This window comes from Nitrosomonadales bacterium (assembly GCA_016716325.1).
In the GTDB taxonomy this organism is placed as follows: domain Bacteria; phylum Pseudomonadota; class Gammaproteobacteria; order Burkholderiales; family Gallionellaceae; genus Gallionella.
This window is the reverse complement of sequence record JADJWO010000001.1, coordinates 548,486-569,115: the sequence shown is the minus strand read 5'-3', so window position 1 is coordinate 569,115 and position 20,630 is coordinate 548,486. Positions and strand designations below refer to the sequence as shown.

Below are 20,630 nucleotides of genomic sequence, written 5' to 3'. Positions count from 1 at the left end.
TTCTGGCAGGCTGTGAATTCGTTCGTGTAATCATCGGTCTCGGCACAATGTGGATGGACAGGGGCGCGCAAAATTGAATGACAGGAACTTGACGTGTTATCTGGCAGATATGGATGGCCCGGCTATCGAGGCCGTGCTGGCCGGGTGGCGGGCGATACACCCGGGAATGGGGGTGTGCGCGCTGTTGCCGGAAACCGAAAAGGATAGCGTCGCCATGCTGCAGGAAGTGTGCGCAAGGCAGCAGGTGCCGCTGGTCGGCGGGATATTCCCGGAACTGGTCATGGACGGCACGTTCCGCCGGCGTGGCGTGTGGCTGCTGTGTTTCGCCGAGATGCCGTATGCCGAGTTGCTGGAAAACCTGCCGGCAGATCCCGCGGGCAGTGAGCGGACGGCCAGGGAGATCGCCGCCCGGTTGCGCGCGCGACTCAACCATGAACGGAACATCACGCTGTTCATGCTGTTCGACGCGATGGTGCCCAATATTGGCACGCTGCTCGATTACCTGTACCTGCAACTGGCCAACCGGGTGAACTATGCCGGCGCCAATGCCGGCAGCGAGACGTTCCAGCCCATGCCCTGTCTGTTCGATAACCAGCGTGTCGTCGGTAACGGCATGTTGCTGATGCTGTTGCACAATCACCGCGGCGCGATCCTGGAACACGGTTATCGTGCGCCGGACCGGAACGTCTATGCCACCGCCACCGAGGGCAACCGGATCGCCCAGATCGACTGGCGCCCGGCGTTCGATGTGTACCGGGAACTGGTGCACAACCGCTATGGCGTAGAGATCACGCCCGAGAACTTCTACGAATATGCGGTGCATTTCCCGTTCGGCATCGTCCGCGCGAACCATCATGTGGTCGTGCGCATCCCGGTCATGCTGGCCGGGGATGGATCGCTGTTCTGCGTCGGCGAGGTGCCGGCCAATTCCGTGCTGACGCTGCTCGAGTCTCCTGCCGTCGATTCGGAGGAAACCATGCGCGTGTTGACCGAAGGACTGTTTTCGCTGAACGGCGGTCCGGTGGGCGCCGAGCTGTTGCTGTTCTATTGCGCCGGACGTCGCATGCATCTGGGGGTGGATGCCGCCACGACCGAATTGCGCGAATTCACGAGACGTACCGGCGCGCGAAGCACAGCGGGCGCATTGTCGCTCGGCGAGATCGGCGGGTCGACGGTGCACGGATACCCGCTGTTCCACAACGCCACGCTGGTGGCGACGGTCTGGTACTGAGGTGACCTTTGGCGCGCGACGAGATCCTGCCGGTCCTGTATGACTTCGCCGTCACCATAGGCAGCGAGACCAGTCTTGGGCCGCTGCTGACGCGCACCCTGCAACGCCTGCTTTTCTATACGTCTTTTCCCGCAGGGTTCGTTTCTCTGGATGTGCCGCCGTGCGACGGGACGGGCGGCGAGGTGCCGGTGACCATCGATGCGGCAGTGGGCGATTATGAACTGATCGAGTTGGTGGGCAAGCGGATCCCTTTGCGCCAGGACTTGCTTTGCGGTACCGGAGTGAGGGAAACGGAAAAGCCGGAATTGCTGGCATCCCTTGCGAACCTGCATTCGGACTACCGGGCATATTTCCGGCTGCCGATCGAGAAACTCGGCGTGATCGTGCTGCTCGCCCCCAAGATTCCCGCAAGCGCACTGCCGCTGACGGAAATGTTCATGCCGATGATGTCGTTGCTGGGCAAAGCGGTCATGCTGTGCCGTGCCAACGACGAGCGCACCAACGGTTTGCTCGCCGAGCGCAATCTGCTGGCCGGGGTGTTCGAGCTGAGTTCTTCCGGTGTCATGCTTACCGATGCCGAGGCCAACTTGCTGGAAGTCAACAAGGCGTTCACGCGCATCACCGGCTATTCGGCCGACGAGGTGCGCGGGAAAAATCCGCGCATCCTGCAGTCCGGTCGGCATGACGATTCCTTTTATCGGGACATATGGGCGAATCTTGCCGCCCACCAGAAATGGACCGGAGAGATATGGAACCGCCGCAAGGACGGGGAGGTATATCCCCAGTGGCTGAGCATCGATGTGGTATGCGACAGGTCCGGCAAGCCGGTCAACTATATCGGGATATTTGTGGATATCAGCGACCGCAAGGAAGCCGAGGCGCAGATCCATCAACTGGCGTTCTATGATTCGCTGACCGGTCTGCCGAACCGCCGCCTGTTGCTGGAACGCATGCGACAGTCGCTTTCCGTCAGCGCGCGCAATGGCAAACACGGCGCCGTGCTGTTCCTCGATCTCGATAACTTCAAGACGCTCAACGATACCCGGGGGCATGCGGTCGGCGACCTGCTGCTTGCCGAGGTGGCCGCGCGTCTGTGTATGTGCGTGCGCGACGGGGATACGGTGGCGCGTCTGGGCGGCGATGAATTCGTGGTCGTGATCGAGTCGCTCAGTACCGATGCCGACGAGGCCGCCACGCAGGCGGAACTGGTCGCGGAAAAGATTCATGCCAGCCTGATCCGGCCGGCGCAATTGAACGAGGATGTTTACGAAACGACCCCAAGTATCGGTATCGTGCTGTTCCTGGGGCACCAGGAAGACATCGACGGCCTGCTCAAACGTGCCGACACGGCGATGTACCAGGCGAAGAATGCAGGGCGCAACGCCATCCGTTTCTTCGATCCGGCGATGCAGGCGGCCATCGAGGAGCGCGCGACGCTTGAGGCGGACCTGAAGCGGGCGCTGGAGCAGCAGCAGTTCAGGCTGCATTACCAGATACAGGTGGATTGTTCGCGCCAACCCCAGGGGGCGGAGGTGTTGCTGCGCTGGGAACATCCGCAGCGCGGGCTGCTGATGCCGGCCGACTTTGTCCCGCTGGCCGAGGAGAACGGCATGATCGTGCAGATCGGGCAATGGGTGCTGGATGCCGCCTGCGCGCAGCTCAGGGCCTGGCATGCCGATCCGCGGCTGCGTGACCTGCAGCTGGCGGTCAACGTGAGTCCCCGGCAGTTCCACCAGCCGGATTTCGTCTGGCAGGTGCAGGAGACCCTGGAACGCCATGGCGTCAACCCGCTGCTGCTCAAGCTGGAACTGACCGAGAGCATGGTGCTGGAGAACGTCGAGGACAACATCGCCAAGATGGTTGCCCTGAAGGAAGTGGGGGTGAGATTCTCGCTGGACGATTTCGGCACGGGCTATTCCTCGCTGTCCTACCTGAAGCGGCTGCCGCTGGACCAGATCAAGATCGACCAGTCGTTCGTGCGCGACATCGCCAGCGACCAGGGCGACAAGGTGATGGTGCTGATCATCGTGGATATGGGGATGAACTTCGAGGTGGACGTGATCGCGGAAGGGGTCGAGACCGAGGAGCAGTTCAACCTGCTGATGCGCTATGGCTGCTGCAGTTTCCAGGGATACCTGTTCGGCGAGCCGGTCCCGTTGCGTGATTTCGAGGCGTGCCTCGATGACGGGTCGCCAGTTGCCAAAACCGGCCCCGTTCTTTGATGCTTGGCAACAGGCTACAAGACAAAAAATAAGGATGCGCTGATCAAGTCGTCATTCCCGCGCAAAGGGGTAAGCAGGCAAGCCGCGTAGCGGCGGCTCGCAAAGCGGGAATCCAGCTTGTTGATTTAACTGGGTTCCCGCTTTCGCGGGAACGACAAAACCATACTTGTTCAGCGCATCCATAACAATAACTGTGAATTTAGGGGTGAGGGAATGTCCGCGTACAACATAAATCTGCATGAAACCGTCTATTCCCTGTCGGATGCGCTCGATCTGGTGGGTGTCACCCATATCCATCACGGCAAGCGCGTCGCATATATGGCTGCGGAATGCGGTAAATATCTGGGATGGAGCGGCGCGCGTCTGGACGACCTGTTCCAGGCGGCGATCCTGCATGACAGCGGCGTTTCCAGAACGGCGGTGCACAGCAAGCTGGCACAGTTCGAATGGGAGAAGGAGGGAGATCACTGCAAGGTGGGCGCGGCCCTGCTGGGCACCAGCAAGCTGCTGTGCCACCTTTCGCCCATCGTGAGGCATCACCATACCCACTGGTCCGACCTGAAGGACATGGATCTGCCGGAGGAGGTCAAGCTCAGCGCCAACTGCATCTATCTGGTGGATCGCGTGGATGTCCTGTCGCTGAAATACATACTGGAGGGAACCGACATCCTGCTGGGCAAGGACGAGGTCCGCGAGAAGATTCTGGGCAAGCGCGGGGACTGGTTCTGTCCGGAACTGGTCGATGCCTTCATGGCCATTTCCGATTCCGAAGCGTTCTGGTTCTCGCTGGAGGCAGAACAGGTGAGCGGCTATGTTTCGACCTGGCTGTCGGAAACCGTGCAGCAGGGGATGGCGTTCGAGGAGTTGCGCAGTCTGGTGTATATCTTTTCCAGCATCGTCGATGCCAAGAGTCCGTACACCAAGGAACATTCGGAGGGGGTCGCCAATCTTGCGCGGCATATCGGCAATCTGTTCGCCTTGCCAGAAGATACCTGCGACATGCTGGAACTGGCCGGGTTATTGCACGATATCGGCAAGCTCAGGGTGCCGGACGAGTTGCTGGAAAAGACCGGCCAGCTCACCGATGCGGAGAGCATCGTCATGCGCCGGCACAGCTTCGATACCTATGCCATCCTGAGGAACATCAAGGGGCTGGAGCGGATCGCCCTGTGGGCGGCGCAGCACCACGAGCGGGTGGACGGCACCGGCTATCCCTATCATTCGAGAGAGGGCGGCATCTCGCTGGAGGCACGCATCGTCGCGGTGGCGGACGTGTTCCAGGCGCTGGCCCAGGAACGTCCTTATCGCGGCCCGCTGGAACCCGGGGTCATCCTGCCGATTCTCAAGGAGCAGGTGGCGATCGGCAAACTGGACGCGCAGGTCGTTTCGATGGTTGAGGCGAACTTGCAGGAGTGCTGGCGCGTTGCGGTCAATGCGGACCAGAAGCCGGCCTGAAGACGGCGATCACCGACAGACACCCTCAGCCGCGCGTGTTGGATTGCGGCGGGAAGGAAGCCAGTTCGACGAGCGGTGCGGGTTGCCATCCGGGTTTGCGGTGCTCGGCGACCACGTTGGTGAAGATGCCGCCGCGCACGTAGAACCTTGCGGTGAGCCGCATGAAGCGCGGTTGGGTGGCGGCCACCAGGTCGTCGAGGATGCGGTTGGTCACGTCCTCGTGGAAATGTCCCTCGTTGCGGAACGACCAGATGTACAGCTTGAGGCTCTTCAGTTCCACGCACTGTTCGTCGGCGATGTAGTCCAGCGTCAGCGACGCAAAATCGGGTTGTCCGGTCTTGGGGCACAGGCAGGTGAACTCCGGGATCTCCATGTGGATATGGTAGTCGCGTGCCGGTTGGGGATTGGGGAAGGTTTCCAGTGTCTTGTTCGGTGCCGTGGTCATTTGGATGCCCTGATGAGTTCGGTTAGAATGGCGCGCATTATATCGTCGCGGTATCCAAATTGCGCCTCCGTCAGATCAAATTAGCCGGTTTCAAGTCCTTCGTTGATCCCACGCTCATCCCGTTGCCGGGACAGATCGTCGGCGTGGTCGGGCCGAACGGCTGCGGCAAGTCGAACGTGATCGACGCGCTGCGCTGGGTGCTGGGCGAATCCAAGGCCTCGGCATTGCGCGGCGAGACCATGCAGGACGTGATCTTCAACGGTTCCGGCAAGCGCAAGCCGGTATCGCGCGCCAGCGTCGAACTGATCTTCGATAACTCGCTGGGCAAGGTCGCCGGACAGTGGTCGAGCTACGCGGAGATCTCCATCAAGCGCGTGCTGCAGCGCGACGGCGATTCCACCTACCACATCAACAACCAGCACGTGCGCCGCAAGGATATCACCGATATCTTCCTCGGCACCGGGGTCGGCGCGCGCGCCTATGCCATCATCGAGCAGGGCATGATCTCGCGCATCATCGAGGCCAAACCGGAAGAATTGCGCGTGTTCCTCGAGGAGGCGGCCGGCGTATCCAAATACCGCGACCGGCGCCGCGAGACCGAATTGCGGCTGGGCGACACGCGCGGCAACCTGTTGCGTGTCAACGACATCCTGCAGGAGCTGGAAAAACAACTGGTACACCTGACCGAGCAGGCTGAGGTCGCGAAACAGTACCGTGCGCTGGAGGCGCAGCGCGACACCACGCAACGCCTGTTCTGGATGGTGAAGAAGCAGGAGGCCGAGGCGCAGCGGGCGCGCTTTGCGCAGAATACCGAGAAGACGCGCATCGAACTGGAAGCCGAGACCGCGCGCCTGCGCGACATCGAGAGCCGGCTGGAAGGGGCGCGCAGCGGGCACTACCAGCTTTCCGACGCATTGCATGTCCGGCAGGGGGAGTTGTATACCGCGAATGCCGAGATCGCGCGCCTGGAGCAACACATCAAGCATGTCGCCGACCAGCGCCAGCGGTTGACCCAGCAGATCGCCAATACCGAGAAACAGATCGAGCACCAGCAGCACCAGCGTCAGGGCGTGCATTCCTTACTCGAGCACTGGCATCGCCAGCAGGACGGTGCGGCGGTCAAGGTCGCGGAAGCCGAGCGGTATGCGCAAACCGAGGACAGCAATCTGCCGCAGGCGGAAGAGGTCGCACGCAATGCTCAGGAAGGCTATAACGCGCTGTTGCGCGAGCAACTGCAATTGCAGCAGCAATTGCAACTGGCCGAGACCCAGCATGCCAACCTGCAACGCAACATCCAGCTGATGGAGTCGCGCCGGTCACGCCTGTTGCTGGAGAAGGACAACCTGCCGCGCCCCGATACCGGCGCGCTGCAGCAGGCGCAACAGCAGGCCGGCGAACTCGAGGCCGAACATGCCGCGCAGGTGCGCAAGCTGGCGAATTTGCAGGAGCAGTTGCCGCAGGCCGACAACGAACGGCGCAACCAGCTTGCTTCCGTGCAACAGCAGGAGCGCGTGCTGGCGCAGACCGAGGCGCGTCTGCATGCCTTGCGGCAGTTGCAGCGCCAGATCGACAGCGACAAGGATCTCAATGAGTGGCTGCAACGCCACCAACTGGACGGATTGCCGCGCCTGTGGCAATCGATCCGCATCGAGAGCGGCTGGGAGGATGCGCTGGAAGCGGTGCTGCGCGAGCGTCTGAACGCGATCGCGATGCCGTCGCTCGACGATGCTGCGGCATGGAGCGCGGCACCCTCGGGGAAACTGGCGCTGTTCGCGTCATCCGGTGATCCGGTCGATGCCCGAGAGGCCGCACCCTTGACGCCGTTACTGAATTACGTGGAATGCCGGGATGCAAGCGTGTTGCCGGCGATGCACGACTGGCTGGCGCATGTGTATGCCGTCCCGGACATCGCGCAAGGCTATGCGCAGCGCGCGCAGTTGCCGGCGGGTGGCTGGTTCGTCACGCCGCAAGGTCATCTGGTCGGCGCGCACAGCGTGTTGTTCCATGCGCCGGACAGCCAGTTGCATGGCGTGCTGGCGCGGCAACGCGAGATCGAGCGGCTGGAGGCTGAGGCGGCCGAGCAGGGCCGCAACGCGGAATATTCCAGGGAGCAGCTTGCCCAGGCAGAGCAGCATTACCAGGACATCGAGGCGCAGATCGCGCCGTTACGCAGTTCCGGCAACGAGTTGCAACAGCGCTTGCACGACCTGCAGATGCGGATACTCAAGCTGAACCAGGCGCACGAGCGCAGCGCGGAGCGCGTCATGCAGATCGATAACGAGATGCGGGAGGTGGCCGAACTGCTGGGCAGCGAACAGCGCCAGCAATACGGCATTGACGAGCAGATGGCGGTGTTGCGTGAGCGGTTCGCGGCGTTCCATGTGCAGGTGGACGAGGCGCAGCGCCATGCGGAACATCAGGACAGCCTGCTGCGCGAGCAGCGCGGACGCGCCCAGCATGCGCAGCATGCCTTGCAGGAAGCCCGTTTTTTTGCCAAGACCTGCACCGAGAAGATCGCCGACCTGCAGCACAACACCGGGCAGATCAACGATGCGCTGGCGCAGTTCGAGCAGAACCTGACGCAGTTGCGCGCCGACCTGTCCGGCAGCGAGGATGGAACCGCGCAGCAGCAATTGCAGGATGCGTTGCAGGCACGCCAGGCCTGCGAACAGGCACTCGCGGAGGCGCGCAACGTGCTGGAGAATGCCACGGTCGGCCTGCAGCAACTGGAACAGGAAAGGCTGGCCTGTGAGCACAGGCTGAACCCGCTGCGTGACAGGCTCAATGAATTGACGCTCAAGGAACAGGAAGCGCGGCTGCATTTCGAGCAATGGGCCGAGCAGTTGCAGGGCGTGGACGAGCAGGCGCTATTGCCACTGCTGGAATCCGGCAGCCGCAAACCGAACAGCCTGCAGGCCGACCTGGATCGTCTGGATGGCGAGATCGAAGCACTGGGGGCTGTGAATCTCGCCGCGCTGGAGGAATTGCAGGCCGCGACCGAGCGCAAGGCCTATCTGGATGCGCAGGCCGCTGATCTGAACGAGGCGATGGCGACGCTGGAGGAGGCGATCCGGCGCATCGACAGGGAATCGCGCGAACTGCTGATGGATACCTACAACCAGGTCAATCGCCATCTGGGCGAGATGTTCCCGGTGCTGTTCGGTGGCGGGGAGGCGCGTCTGGTGCTGACCGGGGAGGAGATCCTCGATAGCGGGGTGCAGGTGATGGCGCAGCCGCCCGGCAAGAAGAACAGCTCGATCCATCTGTTGTCCGGCGGAGAGAAGGCGCTGACGGCGATCGCGCTGGTGTTTTCGCTGTTCCAGCTCAATCCGGCGCCGTTCTGCATGCTCGACGAGGTGGACGCGCCGCTGGACGATGCCAACACCGAACGGCTCTGCACGCTGATCAGGCGGATGGCGCAGAACACCCAGTTCGTGTTCATCAGCCACAACAAGATCACCATGGAACTGGCCGAGCAGCTGATCGGCGTGACCATGCAGGAGAAGGGTGTGTCGAACGTCGTGTCGGTGGATATCGAAGAGGCGCTACGCATCCGCGACGAACAGGTCGTCGCGTAGCTTTACTTGCAGAAAGTGCCGATGTCCTGCTGTTCCTTGGCGATACGCTGCCTCAGTTCGGCGTCTTCCACGAAGCGGCGCTCGCCATTGGCGTCGTATTCGACCAGCCTGCCGCCCGCCTGTAACGACGCAAGGTTACTCCGCGCGATCTCGCAGTTCTTTCTGTTGACTTCCGCGACTTCCTGTTCCTGTGCGGCACGCTCGGCGGTTTCCTTTCCGGCTTGTTGGGCTTTCTTCAGTTCCGCTTCCCGTTCCACATAGGTCTTTTGCGCGGCAGGCGCATCCCTGGATGCGTCGCCGTCCACAGCGGGTGTGGAGGGGGAAGCGGAGGTGCGCAAGGTGGTCGTTTTTACGTTGAGCGGTGGCTGATCGGAGTAGTGTACCTTGCCGTTCTCGTCCACCCACTTGCTGAGTGCGGCATGGGCGCTTAGGCTGAAAAAAGCCAGGAAAATAGCCAGCAGAAATGTTTTCATGCTACCTCCGTAGTTTGCTTTGGTCAGTTTCCATACAGGATAAGGATACTAAAAAAATATTTCCGAATCTATGCACAAGTCTAGCACACGAAGGTATCATAATCGGGACATAATAAAAGATCTGTCTCTAGGGTCATAATGGGGAGGTTAAGTGGGGTATTCGCTATGACAAACGGAAAGTCCGACGCGGGCAAACATCGAGCCGCCGAGTATTGCGATGTCAGCAAGAACGCCGAGCTGGTGTTGAGACTGTTCAATCAGTATTACAAGGCGCACAGTCATTCCGGGAAGCTGTACGATGATTTTCCGGATTTCTTTCTGCTCAAGCCGGAGGTTCTGGTGGGCAAGGACATCGCTTCGCGTCCCTCGGAAAAGCTGCTGCTGGACGATGCGATCCAGCGCGCCAGCAAACGCAAGGGATTCATCGGCGTGTCCAAGATGCGCAATCCCAAGCTGGGCTATTACTGGCTGGAACTATCGGTGCTGCCGTTCATGCTTGGCGACCCGGTCACCAAGGACAACAAGGGCGAGTTCTTCTACATCCTCACCAAGTTCATCGAGTACACCCGGCAGAACCCGAAGATTTACGGTGACCTGACGGCGGAGATCGAGACCGACAAGGATGTCGCGCTGATGTTCGACCAGATCAGCAAGATGGCCGAGCGGTTCCAGACGTCGCTCAAGCTGTATCCCGAACAGATGCTGGTCGCGTACGATCCCAAGTGGCCGATCACTGAAGTCAAGAAGTTGCTGCATTCCCTCAAGGAAAACGACCAGGACTGGTGCGAGGTGTTCTTCGAGTACCTGATCTACGTGATGGGCAAGAAGTCTAAGGGCTGAGTTTCAGCAGAACCAGCACCGCACCGTTCCCGCCGTCCCTCGGCATGGCATCGCAATAGGCCAGCACCTGCGGGTGCTGGGTGAGCCAGTGGCGGGTGCGCCTTTTCAGCACCGCTTCTCCGTCCCGGCTGTTCAATCCCTTGCCGTGTACCACCAGCACGCAGCGCGCCCCGCGCTGCAGCGCCTCGTGCAGGAAATCCTGCAACAACCTGCGTGCCGTATCGCTGTCGGCACCGTGCAGGTCCAGCCGGTCGCGGACCGGCCAGAAACCGCGCCGCAACTTGCGCAGCGTCATGCGCGACAATCCGTTGGACAGGTATGCGTCGGGCGCGTTTTCGGCGCCGTGGTCGGACAGGATGTCGGGAACCGTGTCGGGCGCAGGCGCGCGAGAAAACAACGGCTGGCGCGGAATTTGTTGCGGGAGGATGCGATCCTGTTGCGGCAACGGTTTCACATCACCGACGGCCGCGCGGAACAGGGCGGACTCGTCGGTGTCGTTCTCTTTGCCGGGTATATTCAAATCTTTCCGAGCGACGCGAGATACTTGTCCGCATCCAGCGCCGCCATGCAGCCGGTCGCCGCGCTGGTGCAGGCCTGGCGATAGATCTGGTCCTGCACGTCGCCCGCAGCGAACACGCCGGAGATGCTGGTCATGGTCGCATTGCCCTTGTTGCCGCCCCTGGTGATGAGGTAGCCGTTGTCCATCTCCAGTTGTCCGGCGAAGATGTCGGTGTTCGGCTTGTGGCCGATGGCGATGAACACACCCGACAATGCGATGTCCTTCTTCTCGCCGCTCTTCACGTTCTTGACGCGCATGCCGGTGACGCCGCTGGCGTCGCCCAGCACCTCGTCCAGCACGCTGTCCAGTTGCAGGGTGATCTTGCCCTCTGCCACTTTTTCCATCAAGTGATCCACCATGATGCGTTCGGCGCGGAAAGTGTCGCGCCTGTGTACCAGTGTGACATGTCTGGCGATGTTGGCGAGATACATCGCTTCTTCGACGGCGGTGTTGCCGCCGCCGATCACCGCGACATCCTGGTTGCGGTAGAAGAAGCCGTCGCAGGTCGCGCAGCCGGAAACGCCGCGTCCCATGAAGGCTTCCTCGGAGGGCAGCCCGAGATACTGCGCCGATGCACCGGTGCAGATGATCAGCGCGTCGCAGGTGTAGCTGCCCGCGTCGCCGACCAGCTGGAACGGCTTCTGTTGCAGTTTGGCGGTATGGATATGGTCGAAGATGATCTGCGTGTTGAAGCGCTCGGCATGTTGCTGGAAGCGCTGCATCAGTTCCGGGCCCTGCACGCCGTTCGGGTCTGCCGGCCAGTTGTCCACCTCGGTGGTGGTCATCAGCTGGCCGCCCTGGGACAGGCCGGTGATCAGCACCGGGTTGAGGTTGGCGCGCGCGGCGTACACGGCAGCGGTATAACCGGCGGGTCCGGAACCGAGAATGATGAGGCGGTGGTGTTGCGTGGTTTGTTCCATGATGCGACTTTCATTTCTGGTTGATATGGATGGGCGAAATTTAGCAGTGGCAGGGCGCCCTGTCGAGTAAAATGCGCCCATGATCAGATTTGCATTACTACTGCTGTTGTTCTGTCCTTTCGCCGTGCAGGCAGCCGAACTTCCCGGTATCACGCAGTTCATCGACGACATGGTCGAGCGGCACCAGTTCAGGCGCAACGAACTGGAGAAGGTCTTTGCGCGCGCGACCCACCGCCCGGCGATCATCGAGGCGATCTCGCGTCCCGCCACCGCCAGACCGTGGCCGGAATACCGTGCCGCGTTCGTGAACAGGCGGCGCATCGAGTCCGGCCTGGCGTTCTGGGAGAAATATCGCCAGACCCTGCGCCGAGCCGAGAAAAAATATGGCGTGCCGCAGGAGATCATCGTCGCCGTGATCGGCGTGGAGACCATTTACGGCAGGAATAAGGGTAATTTCCTGGTGCTGGATGCGCTGACCACGCTGGCCTTCGATTATCCGCGCCGAGCAGATTTCTTTCGCGGCGAACTGGAGCAGTATCTGCTGCTGGCGCGTGAACAGCAGTTAGACCTGCTCGCGGTGCGTGGTTCCTATGCGGGCGCGATCGGCATCCCCCAGTTCATGCCGGGCAGTTACCGGAGATATGCGGTGGACTTCAACGGCAACCGCAAGATCGACCTGCTGCGCGAAGACCGGGATGCGATCGGCAGCGTGGCGAGCTATCTGCAGGGCTACGGCTGGCTGAGGAACGAGCCGGTTGCGGTACGCGCCGAGGTGGGCGGCGAATTTGCCGGGGGGGAGGATACTGCGTCACGCGCACTTTCGGCATGGCGGGCGACCGGGGTCGGGGCAGATATGGCCGACGATCCCGACTTGCCTGCGCGCCTTGTCACATATACGGTGGGCGACGGCAGGGAGTACTGGCTGGCGTTCAACAATTTCGAGGTCATCACGCGCTACAACAACAGTGATTATTACGCGATGTCGGTGTTCCAGCTGGCAGAGGAACTGAAAGCCGCGCGCCGCGCTAGTTCGCGGAAATGACCCGCCGTGCGCCGTCGTAACGGGCGCGCCAGTACCGGCTGTCCATATCGGTGACGGTGATGGATTTTCCGCTGCTCGGCGAATGCACGAAACGGTTCTCGCCGACATAGATGCCGACATGCGAATACGCCTTGCGGCGGGTATTGAAGAACACCAGATCACCGGGGCGCAACTCGCTCTTGTCCAGCCTCCTTCCCGTTCTGCCCATCTCCGCGCTGGTGCGCGGCAGCTTCGTCCCGGTCGTGTTCAGGTACACATACTGAACGAAACCGCTGCAATCGAACCCGTCCCCGCGCGAATCGCCGCCATAACGGTAAGGCGTGTCGGCCAGGCTCATCGCATACAGGGCGACTTCGTTCATGCGCGCATCCGGTACCCGCTCGGGAGTGCGAACGGGGGTGGCGCAGGCGCTGACCAGCAGGACGAGGATGAGGGGGATGATGAGTTGCATGCCGCCGAATTTACGGTAAAGTGGATACGCCTGTAAAGGAGGAATCCGATGAAAAGCCTTCTCGTGTGCCTGGTCCTGCTGCTGTCGTCCGCACCCTCGTGGGCGGAACTGGAAGTCATCGCGCTCAAGCATCGCAGCGCCGAAGAACTGCTGCCCGTCATCCGGCCCTTGCTGGACAAGGACGCTGTCGCCAGCGGTATGAACTACCAGCTCATCCTGCGCACCTCGCCGCAAAACCTGGAACAGATACATGAACTGCTGCAACATATCGACGTTGCGCCGCGCCGCCTGAAGATCACCGTGCTGCAGGATGTGGACAGCGACACCGTCACGCGCCTGACCGAAGTTTCCGGCAGTGTCGGAGTGGGCCGCGAGGCGCGCGTCAGCGTGCCGGGAAGCGGCGGTACGGGCGGCCTGACAGTGGAGGCCGGTCGCGGTGAGGACCGGTTGAAGGCGCGCATCGAGCGCGCCGACAGTGTGACGAGCGACCACAAGACCCAGCAACTTCAGGTGCTGGAAGGCAGCCGCGCCTTCGTGCGCACCGGGCAATCCGTGCCGATACCGCAGCGTCATGTGATCCTGTATCCCGGTGCGACGCAGGTGATCGATACCACGCAATATCAGGAAGTCGGCAGCGGTTTTTATGTGCTGCCGCGCGTCAACGGCGACCGTGTAACCCTGGAGATCAGCACGCAGAACGACGCGCCCGGACCCGACCAGGGTGGCTACCCGACCACGCGCATCCAGCGCGCCGATACCACGGTGGCGGGGCGTCTCGGCGAATGGCTGGCAGTGGGCGGTGTCGACCGGCAGCAGGCCGGGCAGTCGGGCGGAATCGGCACGCGTGGCGACAGCGCGGGCAGCGAACGGCGCAAGGTGCTGCTCAAGGTGGAAGAGGCCGACTAGGCGTCTGCAAAGGAAACGCCGCGCCGTTCCGCCATGTTCCTGCCGAGGCGTTCCAGTTGTTGCGGGTCGAGCAGGCGAGCGGCCAGCGGCAATAGTTCCCCGTTCTCCAGCGCGATGTGTTTGGCATACAGCCCGGCGAAATGCGTCGCGGATTCTTCGTCGAGCCGGTCGGCCCGGTCTTCCGCAATGTCGGTCAGGAGAGGGCGCAGGCGTTGCCATGCGGCATCCATCTGCTGATGCTCGGCCAGCAGGCGCGCGATCAACGCCGGGGTGGACGGATCGCTGGTGGCGAGCAGCAGGGGGAGCAGGTCGCGTTCCTCGTCCTGATGATGATGCCGCCCGGCGGTGTCGAAATAACGCAGGATGGCGCGTGCTGCCTGGCTTGCCTGCGCATCGTTGCCATTCAGCCGGAGATGCGCCGCCAGCCTGAGCAGGGTGTCGCACTGGGCTTGTATCCTGTCGTGACAGGCATGCAGCATTTCCAGCGGTTCGTCGAATCCCGGGGCATCGGTGCCGCCAATCAGTGTACTCACGGATAGTCTTTCACAAGGTAAGCAACGGGTCGTGCGTGACCGCCGCAGCGACGATGTACAGGAAAACGGCTTGTGCCGAAAGCCATGACGCCATGCGCAGCCGGGGTGTACCGGCGAACCTGAATGCGGCCATGCCGAGTCCGATATAGAGCAGCAGGGCGGCAATCTTGGCAGCCAGCCAAGGCGAATTGAACGGGGTATAGCCGAGTTGCCATGCGAGGACGATGGCACTGGCGAGCAGTACCGTGTCGACGCTGTGCGGCGCGATCCTGACCCAGCGCTGGCGCATGATCGGCGAGCCGCGCATCAGCCAGACGCCGCGCAGGAAGAACAACGTGAAGCTGATGATGACGCAGGCGACATGCAGTGACTTGAGTATGAACATCCTGTTTTACCTACTTGATCCTTGAATCGAAGCGCGATTGGGCATGTTCATGCGCAGCTGCATAGATGCTGTTCAGGTCTTCGATATTGATGTCTATCATGCTGTCCATCCGGCCCAGCGCCCATTCCAGGTCTTCTTGTTCCGGGATGATGGTCGTTTCCGGCAACGGGGGGGGCGGTTTGGCTGACATGGCCGGGTAGCGGCGCTGCGGCAGGGAATTGTTGATGATCAGGGCCAACAGCAGGAAGATGCCGGCATTGGCGGCCACGATCAGCGCGACCCAGTGCCAGCCCATCTGCTGGAACTGGGGCGCACCCAGCACCAGTGTCAGCGCGGTCGCCGCGCCGGGCGGGTGCAGGCAGTTCAGCAAATACATCAGGAAGATGGCGGAGCCGACGGCGACGCCGGCGGCGGTCACCGGGTCGGCGACCAGATGGATGGCCGTCCAGCCGGCAAGCGCCGAGACGAAGTGGCCGCCGATCAGGTTCCATGGCTGCGCGAGCGGGCTGTGCGGAACCGCGAACAGCAGCACTGCGGAAGCCGCCATCGAGCCGAGCAACAGCAGCGGATATTCGGGCTGCGGCAGGTGGTAGAGCGCCCATGCCAGCAGGAAGATCGCGAGTCCTCCGGCGAATCCGCTGCGCGCCTTTTCGGCAAAACTGGCCGGCAGAGAATTCGGTCGGAATGATTTGATGGTGTTTTTGATGTCCATGGTCACCGTTTTTTAGCGGAGGGCATCAATAGATCGGCCAAAGAGCATCTATTCAATGAGTCAAGAAACGCAAGTTGCGCGTCAAAGAATACGCTTCTTAACCGGCATTGCGGCATCAGCGGGCAGACATCATTCGTTGCATCCTCTTTCATGCAGATCACCAGCGCGAGATGGTTTTCCATCAGCCGGACAACTTCACCTATCGCAATGTCTTTCGCATCAAGTGCCAAACGGATGCCCCCGTTCCTGCCGCGCTCACTGACGAGCAGATTCGACGAGACCAGGGTCATGACCACCTTCATCAGATGAGTCTTGGAGATATCGAACGCTTCGGAAACCTCATTGATGGTGGCCGGCGCGTCCTTTTGACCGAGATAGATCAGGGTGCGCAAGGCAATGTCGGTGGACAGGTTGAGTTGCATGGCGGGTGTTCGTTTTATATGGGGGTCCGATTATAGGAGCAAGACCGGGATGATGTCCCGTTACAGGTTATATTACATTCATTACTGTTGAATGTTTATGAAAAATGGAATACATTGACGGCGAATGAATCAATTAACCCTGTCGTTCGTAGGGAATGAAATGATAGAGCCAGCCAGCCTTGCAAATTTTTTCACCATCTTTTTCACATCTGCGATGGTGATCATGTGCGGTGCCTTGTATGCCTTGTTGTTCGCCTATTCGCGCATCAGGAAATCCTCGAAATTGATGCCTTTGGCATATGCCTCCTACGCCGGATTGTTCGCATCCGTGCTGTTCCTGGCCGATGCGGCCAATCTGTTCAATCACCCGGTTTGGCAGGCGGTCGTCGTATTCATGCTGGTCGGTTATCTGCTCGCGCCGCATGCGATCTGGCATTTGTGCGTGGGTACGCATGCGAACGCGCATGAGATTCCTGCTGCTTCCGAGAATTCATCAACTTAAATAGAAGAGGAGAAAGCCATGGCTGCAAACCAGTGGTGGGCATCTGAATCATTCTGGCGCAAGACGGCCATCTGGGTCACCGGTGGGTCATTCGTCGCATTGATATTTTTAACGATGGACACGATCCCGCAAATATCGAGCGGCTCAAAACGTGTTCCGGCGTATTCGGTCATCAATCATCGCATCGAATACAAGTTCGACGAGACGCGTCACGTGCAGGTGCCAGTCATCGGAGCGAAAGAGCCTTTGTTCGGTAAAGAGTTGACCGAAGAAGAAGCTGAAGCCCTGGTCAAACTGGGTAAGTTGACCACGCAGTCGAAGAACTGCATGAACTGCCATACCTTGCTGGGCAACGGTGCTTACTACGCGCCCGATCTCACCAAATCATGGCTGGATCAGTATTGGGGTACCAAAGAAGTGCGCGAGGAGCAGATGCTCGCTTTCATCAAAGATCCTTCCGACAAGGTACACAACAGCATGGGACGTCGCATGCCCAAGTTGGAGATCACCGATGAGGAAGCGCGTGGCGTGGTGGCTTTCCTGAAGTGGATGTCCAGCATCGACACCAACGGCTTCCCCTATAACTTCAAATCCATCGAACAGGAGAATTGATCATGGCGACGCTAGGAATGTTGGATAGTGCCAACCTGAACGGTGGGCAGAAGCTGGCGGTGAAATATTTCACTGTGGCGATCGTGTTGTTCGGCGCACAAGTATTGTTTGGTCTGCTCTCTGGACTGCAATACCTGTACCCAGACTTTTTATATGGTGTGTTGGATTTCAGCGTCAACCGTATGGTGCATATCAATGCGCTGGTGGTGTGGTTGCTGTATGGATTCTTAGGCTCGGTGTATTGGTTGCTGGAAGAAGAATCGCAACATGAGGTAGTAGGGCTCAAGCTGGGCAACCTGATCTATTGGGTACTCACAGCGGCAGTCACCGTGGTGGTGCTGGTGTATCTGCTGGTGCAGATCGGCCCCGGCAAGGAATCTTCCATCTGGCTCATCAACGAAGGGCGTGAATACATCGAAGCGCCGCGCTGGGCCGACATCGGTATCGTGGTCAGCGTTCTGGTGGTGTTCTACAACGTGGCAGCGACTTTTTCCAAAGGCCGTTACACCGGTATCGCGGGTGTGTTGGTGCTGGATATGCTGGCTTTATTCGGCATCTATCTGGCCGGTATGTTCTACACCACCAACATCTCCATCGACCAATACTGGTGGTGGTGGGTGATCCATCTGTGGGTAGAAGCGACTTGGGAGGTGATGGTCGCCTGCATCATGGCTTACGGTCTGATGAAGGTGTTGGGCGTGAGCCGCAAGATCGTCGAGACATGGCTGTACATCGAAGTCGCATTGATGTTCGGTTCCGGCATCTTGGGCTTGGGTCACCACTACTTCTGGATTGGCACACCTGAATACTGGTTCAGCATCGGTGGTTTCTTCTCTGCGCTCGAACCGATCCCGTTGGTGGCGATGGTGGTGCATGCTGTGTTCGATGCAGGTGCGCGTCATGTCAAGAACAACAACCATCCCGCCATGGCCTGGTTGATCGCCCACGCTTTCGGTAACTTCTTCGGTGCGGGTGTGTGGGGCTTCATGCACACCTTGCCGCAGATCAATCTCTACACCCACGGCACACAATGGTCGGCATCGCACGGTCACCTCGCATTCTTTGGTGCCTACGCCACCATCATCATCGCCATGTTCTACCTCGGTGTGCAGCGTTGGAGAGGGGGCGTCTGGATGTCCGGTGATCTGCCCGGTAATGGCTGGAAGTGGAAATGGTCACTGGGTCTGCTCAACCTCGGCATGATCGGCATGACGGTTGCGATGTTGATCTCCGGCTACGTCCAGTCTCAGATCGAGCGCGCTATCGAAGGCTCTTCGTGGACGGGATATTTCGCGGCACAGATACATCCCTGGTTCGTACAAGGTATGTGGTGGCGCGAGGCGTTCGGCGTGATGTTCCTCGTCGGCTTCATCTTGCTGGTGTGGGACTTGCTGACCATCGGCAAGGGTGAGAGTCGCCCGATGCAGGTGGTGGTGTCGCACGACTGATCCATGAAGTATCTGAGTCACGTTGGTGACTCAGATACCAAAGAGATTCATCACTACTCTAGGAGAAAAGAAATGAACAACGTATTCAAGCAATCGCTGTCGCTGCTGGGATTGCTTGCGGCGATGCCTTTCGCCGCACAGAGTGCGCTTGCGGCAGAGCGGGTGGCGGCAGAGGTCGGCGCCCATCATGCGGGTGCTTCGCCGGTCGGACAGGTGCTGATGCACAAGAACGCCAATCCGGATGCGCCGAAGATGACGGTCGCCGAATTCGATCAGGCACGTCAGCTCTATTTCGAGCGCTGCGCAGGTTGCCATGGTGTGCTGCGCAAGGGTGCCACCGGCAAGCCGCTGACCCCGGGTACCACTCTGGGTCAGGGCACCGAATACCTCAAGGCCTTCATCGGCTACGGTTCGCCGGGCGGCATGCCAAATTTCCTGACTTCCGGCGACTTCAATGAGGCCGAGGTGGATCTGATGGCGCGTTACCTGCAACAGGAGCCGCCGGTGCCGCCGGAGTGGGGCATGAAGGACATGATGGAGAGCTGGAAGCTGGCAATCAAACCGGCCGACCGTCCCAAGAAGAAGTTGAACAAGATCAATCTGAAGAACGTGTTCTCGGTGACCTTGCGTGATGCAGGGGAGGTCGCGCTGATCGACGGCGATACCAAGCAGATCTGGGGCATCGTCAAGACCGGCTATGCGGTGCACATCTCCCGTGTCTCCGCATCGGGTCGCTATGTATACGTGATCGGTCGCGATGGTCGCGTTGATCTGATCGATATGTGGTACGAGGAGCCGACCATCGTGGCGACCCTCAAGGTTGGCATCGAGGCGCGTTCGGTGGATACCTCCAAGTTCAAGGGCTACGAGGACAAATATGCGATTGCCGGTTCCTACTGGCCGCCGCAGTATGTGATTACCGAAGGGGATACGCTCAAGCCGCTGAAGATCGTCTCCTCGCGTGGTATGACGGTGGATGGCGAATACCATCCGGAGCCGCGTGTCGCCTCCATCGTGGCTTCGCCGCACAAGCCGGAGTGGGTGGTCAACCTGAAGGAGACCGGCATGATCCAGCTGGTGGATTATTCCGACCTGAAGAACCTGAAGACCACGACCATCGAGTCAGCCAAGTTCCTGCATGACGGCGGCTGGGATTCGACCAAACGCTACTTCTTGGTGGCAGCCAATGCTTCGAACAAGGTGGCGGTAGTGGATACCAAGCTAGGCAAGCTGGCTGCACTGGTCGAGACGGCTGCCAAGCCGCACCCCGGTCGCGGTGCCAACTTCGTGCACCCGAAATACGGTCCGGTCTGGGCGACCTCGCACCTCGGGGCGGACGTGATCTCGCTGATCGGCACCGATCCTGTCAAGCACAAGAAACACGCATGGAAAGTGGTGCAGGAGCTGAAGAATCATGGCGGCGGTTCGCTGTTCGTGAAGACGCATCCTAAATCTACACATCTGTATGCGGATGCTCCGTTGCACCCCGATGCGGCAACTGCCGAGTCGGTGACGGTGTACGACATCAAGAATCTGGACAAGCCGCCGGTCATTATCAATGTGGCCAAGATGGCGGGACTGCCCGAATCGCAGACGGCAAAGCGTGCGGTCCATGCCGAATTCAACGCGACAGGTGATGAGGTCTGGTACTCGATCTGGGCGGGCAAGACCGAGCCTTCCGCGATCGTGGTGCTGGATGACAAGACCCTGAAAATGAAGGCGGTGATCAAGGACCCGAAGCTGATCACCCCGACCGGCAAGTTCAACATTTTGAACACGCAGGACGACATCTATTAAGCATGGGATGATTCGACGAGGGGCGGGGGCATCCCCGCCTTTCTTTTTTGCGATGGGGGTGGAAGTGGTCTGGAATGGAAGTGTCCGGAGCTGGTCG

20 protein-coding genes are annotated in these 20,630 nt (G+C 60.2%); 11 read left to right on the top strand and 9 right to left on the bottom strand.

Annotation, left to right across the window (positions count from 1 at the left end; translation table 11 throughout):
- Positions 1 to 109 precede the first annotated feature (109 nt).
- From IPM27_02625 to IPM27_02615, 3 genes are all read left to right on the top strand, one after another.
- A complete protein-coding gene (locus IPM27_02625; GenBank protein ID MBK9160453.1) occupies positions 110 to 1,231 on the top strand; it encodes an FIST C-terminal domain-containing protein in 1,122 nt (373 codons plus the stop codon).
- 8 nt (positions 1,232 to 1,239) lie between these two features.
- Entirely contained in the window at positions 1,240 to 3,453 is a 2,214-nt protein-coding gene (locus IPM27_02620; protein ID MBK9160452.1) for an EAL domain-containing protein, read from the top strand.
- Between the two features lie 213 nt (positions 3,454 to 3,666).
- Complete coding sequence (locus IPM27_02615) at positions 3,667 to 4,908, top strand: HD domain-containing protein (GenBank protein ID MBK9160451.1); 1,242 nt, start codon at positions 3,667 to 3,669, stop codon at positions 4,906 to 4,908.
- A gap of 25 nt (positions 4,909 to 4,933) precedes the next feature.
- Here the strand turns inward: IPM27_02615 and queF are convergent, their stop codons facing one another.
- A complete protein-coding gene (gene queF / locus IPM27_02610; protein MBK9160450.1) occupies positions 4,934 to 5,353 on the bottom strand; it encodes an NADPH-dependent 7-cyano-7-deazaguanine reductase QueF in 420 nt (139 codons plus the stop codon).
- 59 nt (positions 5,354 to 5,412) lie between these two features.
- Here queF and smc point away from each other — a divergent pair, with 59 nt between their 5' ends.
- Entirely contained in the window at positions 5,413 to 8,931 is a 3,519-nt protein-coding gene (gene smc, locus IPM27_02605; GenBank protein MBK9160449.1) for a chromosome segregation protein SMC, read from the top strand.
- Between the two features lie 2 nt (positions 8,932 to 8,933).
- Here smc and IPM27_02600 read toward each other — a convergent pair whose 3' ends face one another.
- Positions 8,934 to 9,404 (bottom strand): DUF4124 domain-containing protein, encoded by a 471-nt coding sequence (locus tag IPM27_02600; protein ID MBK9160448.1) that lies wholly within the window; start codon positions 9,402 to 9,404, stop codon positions 8,934 to 8,936.
- Positions 9,405 to 9,569: 165 nt separating this feature from the next.
- Here IPM27_02600 and IPM27_02595 point away from each other — a divergent pair, with 165 nt between their 5' ends.
- Complete coding sequence (locus tag IPM27_02595) at positions 9,570 to 10,244, top strand: hypothetical protein (GenBank protein MBK9160447.1); 675 nt, start codon at positions 9,570 to 9,572, stop codon at positions 10,242 to 10,244.
- Here IPM27_02595 and IPM27_02590 read toward each other — a convergent pair.
- Together IPM27_02590 and trxB are read right to left on the bottom strand one after the other, a co-directional pair.
- Positions 10,234 to 10,764 (bottom strand): Smr/MutS family protein, encoded by a 531-nt coding sequence (locus IPM27_02590; protein ID MBK9160446.1) that lies wholly within the window; start codon positions 10,762 to 10,764, stop codon positions 10,234 to 10,236. The two genes, IPM27_02595 and IPM27_02590, sit on opposite strands and share 11 nt — an antisense overlap.
- On the bottom strand, positions 10,761 to 11,723 hold the full coding sequence (trxB, locus tag IPM27_02585; protein MBK9160445.1) for a thioredoxin-disulfide reductase: 963 nt from the start codon (positions 11,721 to 11,723) through the stop codon (positions 10,761 to 10,763). The genes IPM27_02590 and trxB overlap by 4 nt, the downstream gene beginning before the upstream one ends.
- A 79-nt stretch (positions 11,724 to 11,802) precedes the next feature.
- Between trxB and mltB the strand changes: the two genes are divergently transcribed.
- Positions 11,803 to 12,765 carry a lytic murein transglycosylase B gene (gene mltB, locus IPM27_02580; GenBank protein ID MBK9160444.1) on the top strand — a complete coding sequence of 321 codons (963 nt, stop codon included), beginning with the start codon at positions 11,803 to 11,805 and terminating at the stop codon, positions 12,763 to 12,765.
- On the opposite strand, the gene IPM27_02575 is transcribed toward mltB, so the two are convergent.
- Positions 12,749 to 13,216, bottom strand: a complete 468-nt coding sequence (locus tag IPM27_02575; GenBank protein MBK9160443.1) for a C40 family peptidase — start codon at positions 13,214 to 13,216, stop codon at positions 12,749 to 12,751. The genes mltB and IPM27_02575 overlap by 17 nt on opposite strands.
- A gap of 48 nt (positions 13,217 to 13,264) precedes the next feature.
- Between IPM27_02575 and IPM27_02570 the strand changes: the two genes are divergently transcribed.
- Positions 13,265 to 14,122, top strand: a complete 858-nt coding sequence (locus IPM27_02570) for a hypothetical protein (protein MBK9160442.1) — start codon at positions 13,265 to 13,267, stop codon at positions 14,120 to 14,122.
- Here the strand turns inward: IPM27_02570 and IPM27_02565 are convergent.
- The 4 genes from IPM27_02565 to IPM27_02550 all read right to left on the bottom strand — a co-directional run bounded on the left by IPM27_02565 (position 14,119) and on the right by IPM27_02550 (position 16,174).
- On the bottom strand, positions 14,119 to 14,601 hold the full coding sequence (locus IPM27_02565; protein ID MBK9160441.1) for a hemerythrin domain-containing protein: 483 nt from the start codon (positions 14,599 to 14,601) through the stop codon (positions 14,119 to 14,121). The genes IPM27_02570 and IPM27_02565 overlap by 4 nt on opposite strands.
- A gap of 64 nt (positions 14,602 to 14,665) precedes the next feature.
- Complete coding sequence (locus IPM27_02560; protein ID MBK9160440.1) at positions 14,666 to 15,040, bottom strand: SirB2 family protein; 375 nt, start codon at positions 15,038 to 15,040, stop codon at positions 14,666 to 14,668.
- 10 nt (positions 15,041 to 15,050) lie between these two features.
- The gene (locus tag IPM27_02555) at positions 15,051 to 15,752 is read right to left on the bottom strand and encodes an HPP family protein (GenBank protein MBK9160439.1); all 702 of its coding nucleotides are present in this window, start codon (positions 15,750 to 15,752) and stop codon (positions 15,051 to 15,053) included.
- Between the two features lie 2 nt (positions 15,753 to 15,754).
- The gene (locus IPM27_02550; GenBank protein MBK9160438.1) at positions 15,755 to 16,174 is read right to left on the bottom strand and encodes an Rrf2 family transcriptional regulator; all 420 of its coding nucleotides are present in this window, start codon (positions 16,172 to 16,174) and stop codon (positions 15,755 to 15,757) included.
- Between the two features lie 160 nt (positions 16,175 to 16,334).
- On the opposite strand from IPM27_02550, the gene IPM27_02545 reads away from it, so the two are divergent.
- The 4 genes from IPM27_02545 (at position 16,335) to IPM27_02530 (ending at position 20,533) form a co-directional block, all read left to right on the top strand.
- On the top strand, positions 16,335 to 16,676 hold the full coding sequence (locus IPM27_02545; protein MBK9160437.1) for a hypothetical protein: 342 nt from the start codon (positions 16,335 to 16,337) through the stop codon (positions 16,674 to 16,676).
- Positions 16,677 to 16,694: 18 nt separating this feature from the next.
- The gene (locus IPM27_02540) at positions 16,695 to 17,288 is read left to right on the top strand and encodes a cytochrome c (protein ID MBK9160436.1); all 594 of its coding nucleotides are present in this window, start codon (positions 16,695 to 16,697) and stop codon (positions 17,286 to 17,288) included.
- Between the two features lie 2 nt (positions 17,289 to 17,290).
- Positions 17,291 to 18,736 (top strand): cbb3-type cytochrome c oxidase subunit I, encoded by a 1,446-nt coding sequence (locus IPM27_02535; protein MBK9160435.1) that lies wholly within the window; start codon positions 17,291 to 17,293, stop codon positions 18,734 to 18,736.
- Between the two features lie 123 nt (positions 18,737 to 18,859).
- Entirely contained in the window at positions 18,860 to 20,533 is a 1,674-nt protein-coding gene (locus IPM27_02530) for a c-type cytochrome (protein ID MBK9160434.1), read from the top strand.
- Positions 20,534 to 20,630: the final 97 nt, after the last annotated feature.

Coding starts and splice junctions, on each gene's coding strand:
- IPM27_02530 (MBK9160434.1), top strand. CDS start 18,860: ATGCCTTTCGCCGCACAGAGTGCGCTTGCGGCAGAGCGGGTGGCGGCA.
- IPM27_02560 (MBK9160440.1), bottom strand. CDS start 15,040: ATGTTCATACTCAAGTCACTGCATGTCGCCTGCGTCATCATCAGCTTC.
- IPM27_02550 (MBK9160438.1), bottom strand. CDS start 16,174: ATGCAACTCAACCTGTCCACCGACATTGCCTTGCGCACCCTGATCTAT.
- IPM27_02535 (MBK9160435.1), top strand. CDS start 17,291: ATGGCGACGCTAGGAATGTTGGATAGTGCCAACCTGAACGGTGGGCAG.
- trxB (MBK9160445.1), bottom strand. CDS start 11,723: ATGGAACAAACCACGCAACACCACCGCCTCATCATTCTCGGTTCCGGA.
- queF (MBK9160450.1), bottom strand. CDS start 5,353: ATGACCACGGCACCGAACAAGACACTGGAAACCTTCCCCAATCCCCAA.
- IPM27_02570 (MBK9160442.1), top strand. CDS start 13,265: ATGAAAAGCCTTCTCGTGTGCCTGGTCCTGCTGCTGTCGTCCGCACCC.
- mltB (MBK9160444.1), top strand. CDS start 11,803: ATGATCAGATTTGCATTACTACTGCTGTTGTTCTGTCCTTTCGCCGTG.
- IPM27_02615 (MBK9160451.1), top strand. CDS start 3,667: ATGTCCGCGTACAACATAAATCTGCATGAAACCGTCTATTCCCTGTCG.
- IPM27_02625 (MBK9160453.1), top strand. CDS start 110: ATGGATGGCCCGGCTATCGAGGCCGTGCTGGCCGGGTGGCGGGCGATA.
- IPM27_02565 (MBK9160441.1), bottom strand. CDS start 14,601: ATGCTGCATGCCTGTCACGACAGGATACAAGCCCAGTGCGACACCCTG.
- IPM27_02540 (MBK9160436.1), top strand. CDS start 16,695: ATGGCTGCAAACCAGTGGTGGGCATCTGAATCATTCTGGCGCAAGACG.
- IPM27_02545 (MBK9160437.1), top strand. CDS start 16,335: ATGATAGAGCCAGCCAGCCTTGCAAATTTTTTCACCATCTTTTTCACA.
- IPM27_02575 (MBK9160443.1), bottom strand. CDS start 13,216: ATGCAACTCATCATCCCCCTCATCCTCGTCCTGCTGGTCAGCGCCTGC.
- IPM27_02595 (MBK9160447.1), top strand. CDS start 9,570: ATGACAAACGGAAAGTCCGACGCGGGCAAACATCGAGCCGCCGAGTAT.
- IPM27_02600 (MBK9160448.1), bottom strand. CDS start 9,404: ATGAAAACATTTCTGCTGGCTATTTTCCTGGCTTTTTTCAGCCTAAGC.
- IPM27_02555 (MBK9160439.1), bottom strand. CDS start 15,752: ATGGACATCAAAAACACCATCAAATCATTCCGACCGAATTCTCTGCCG.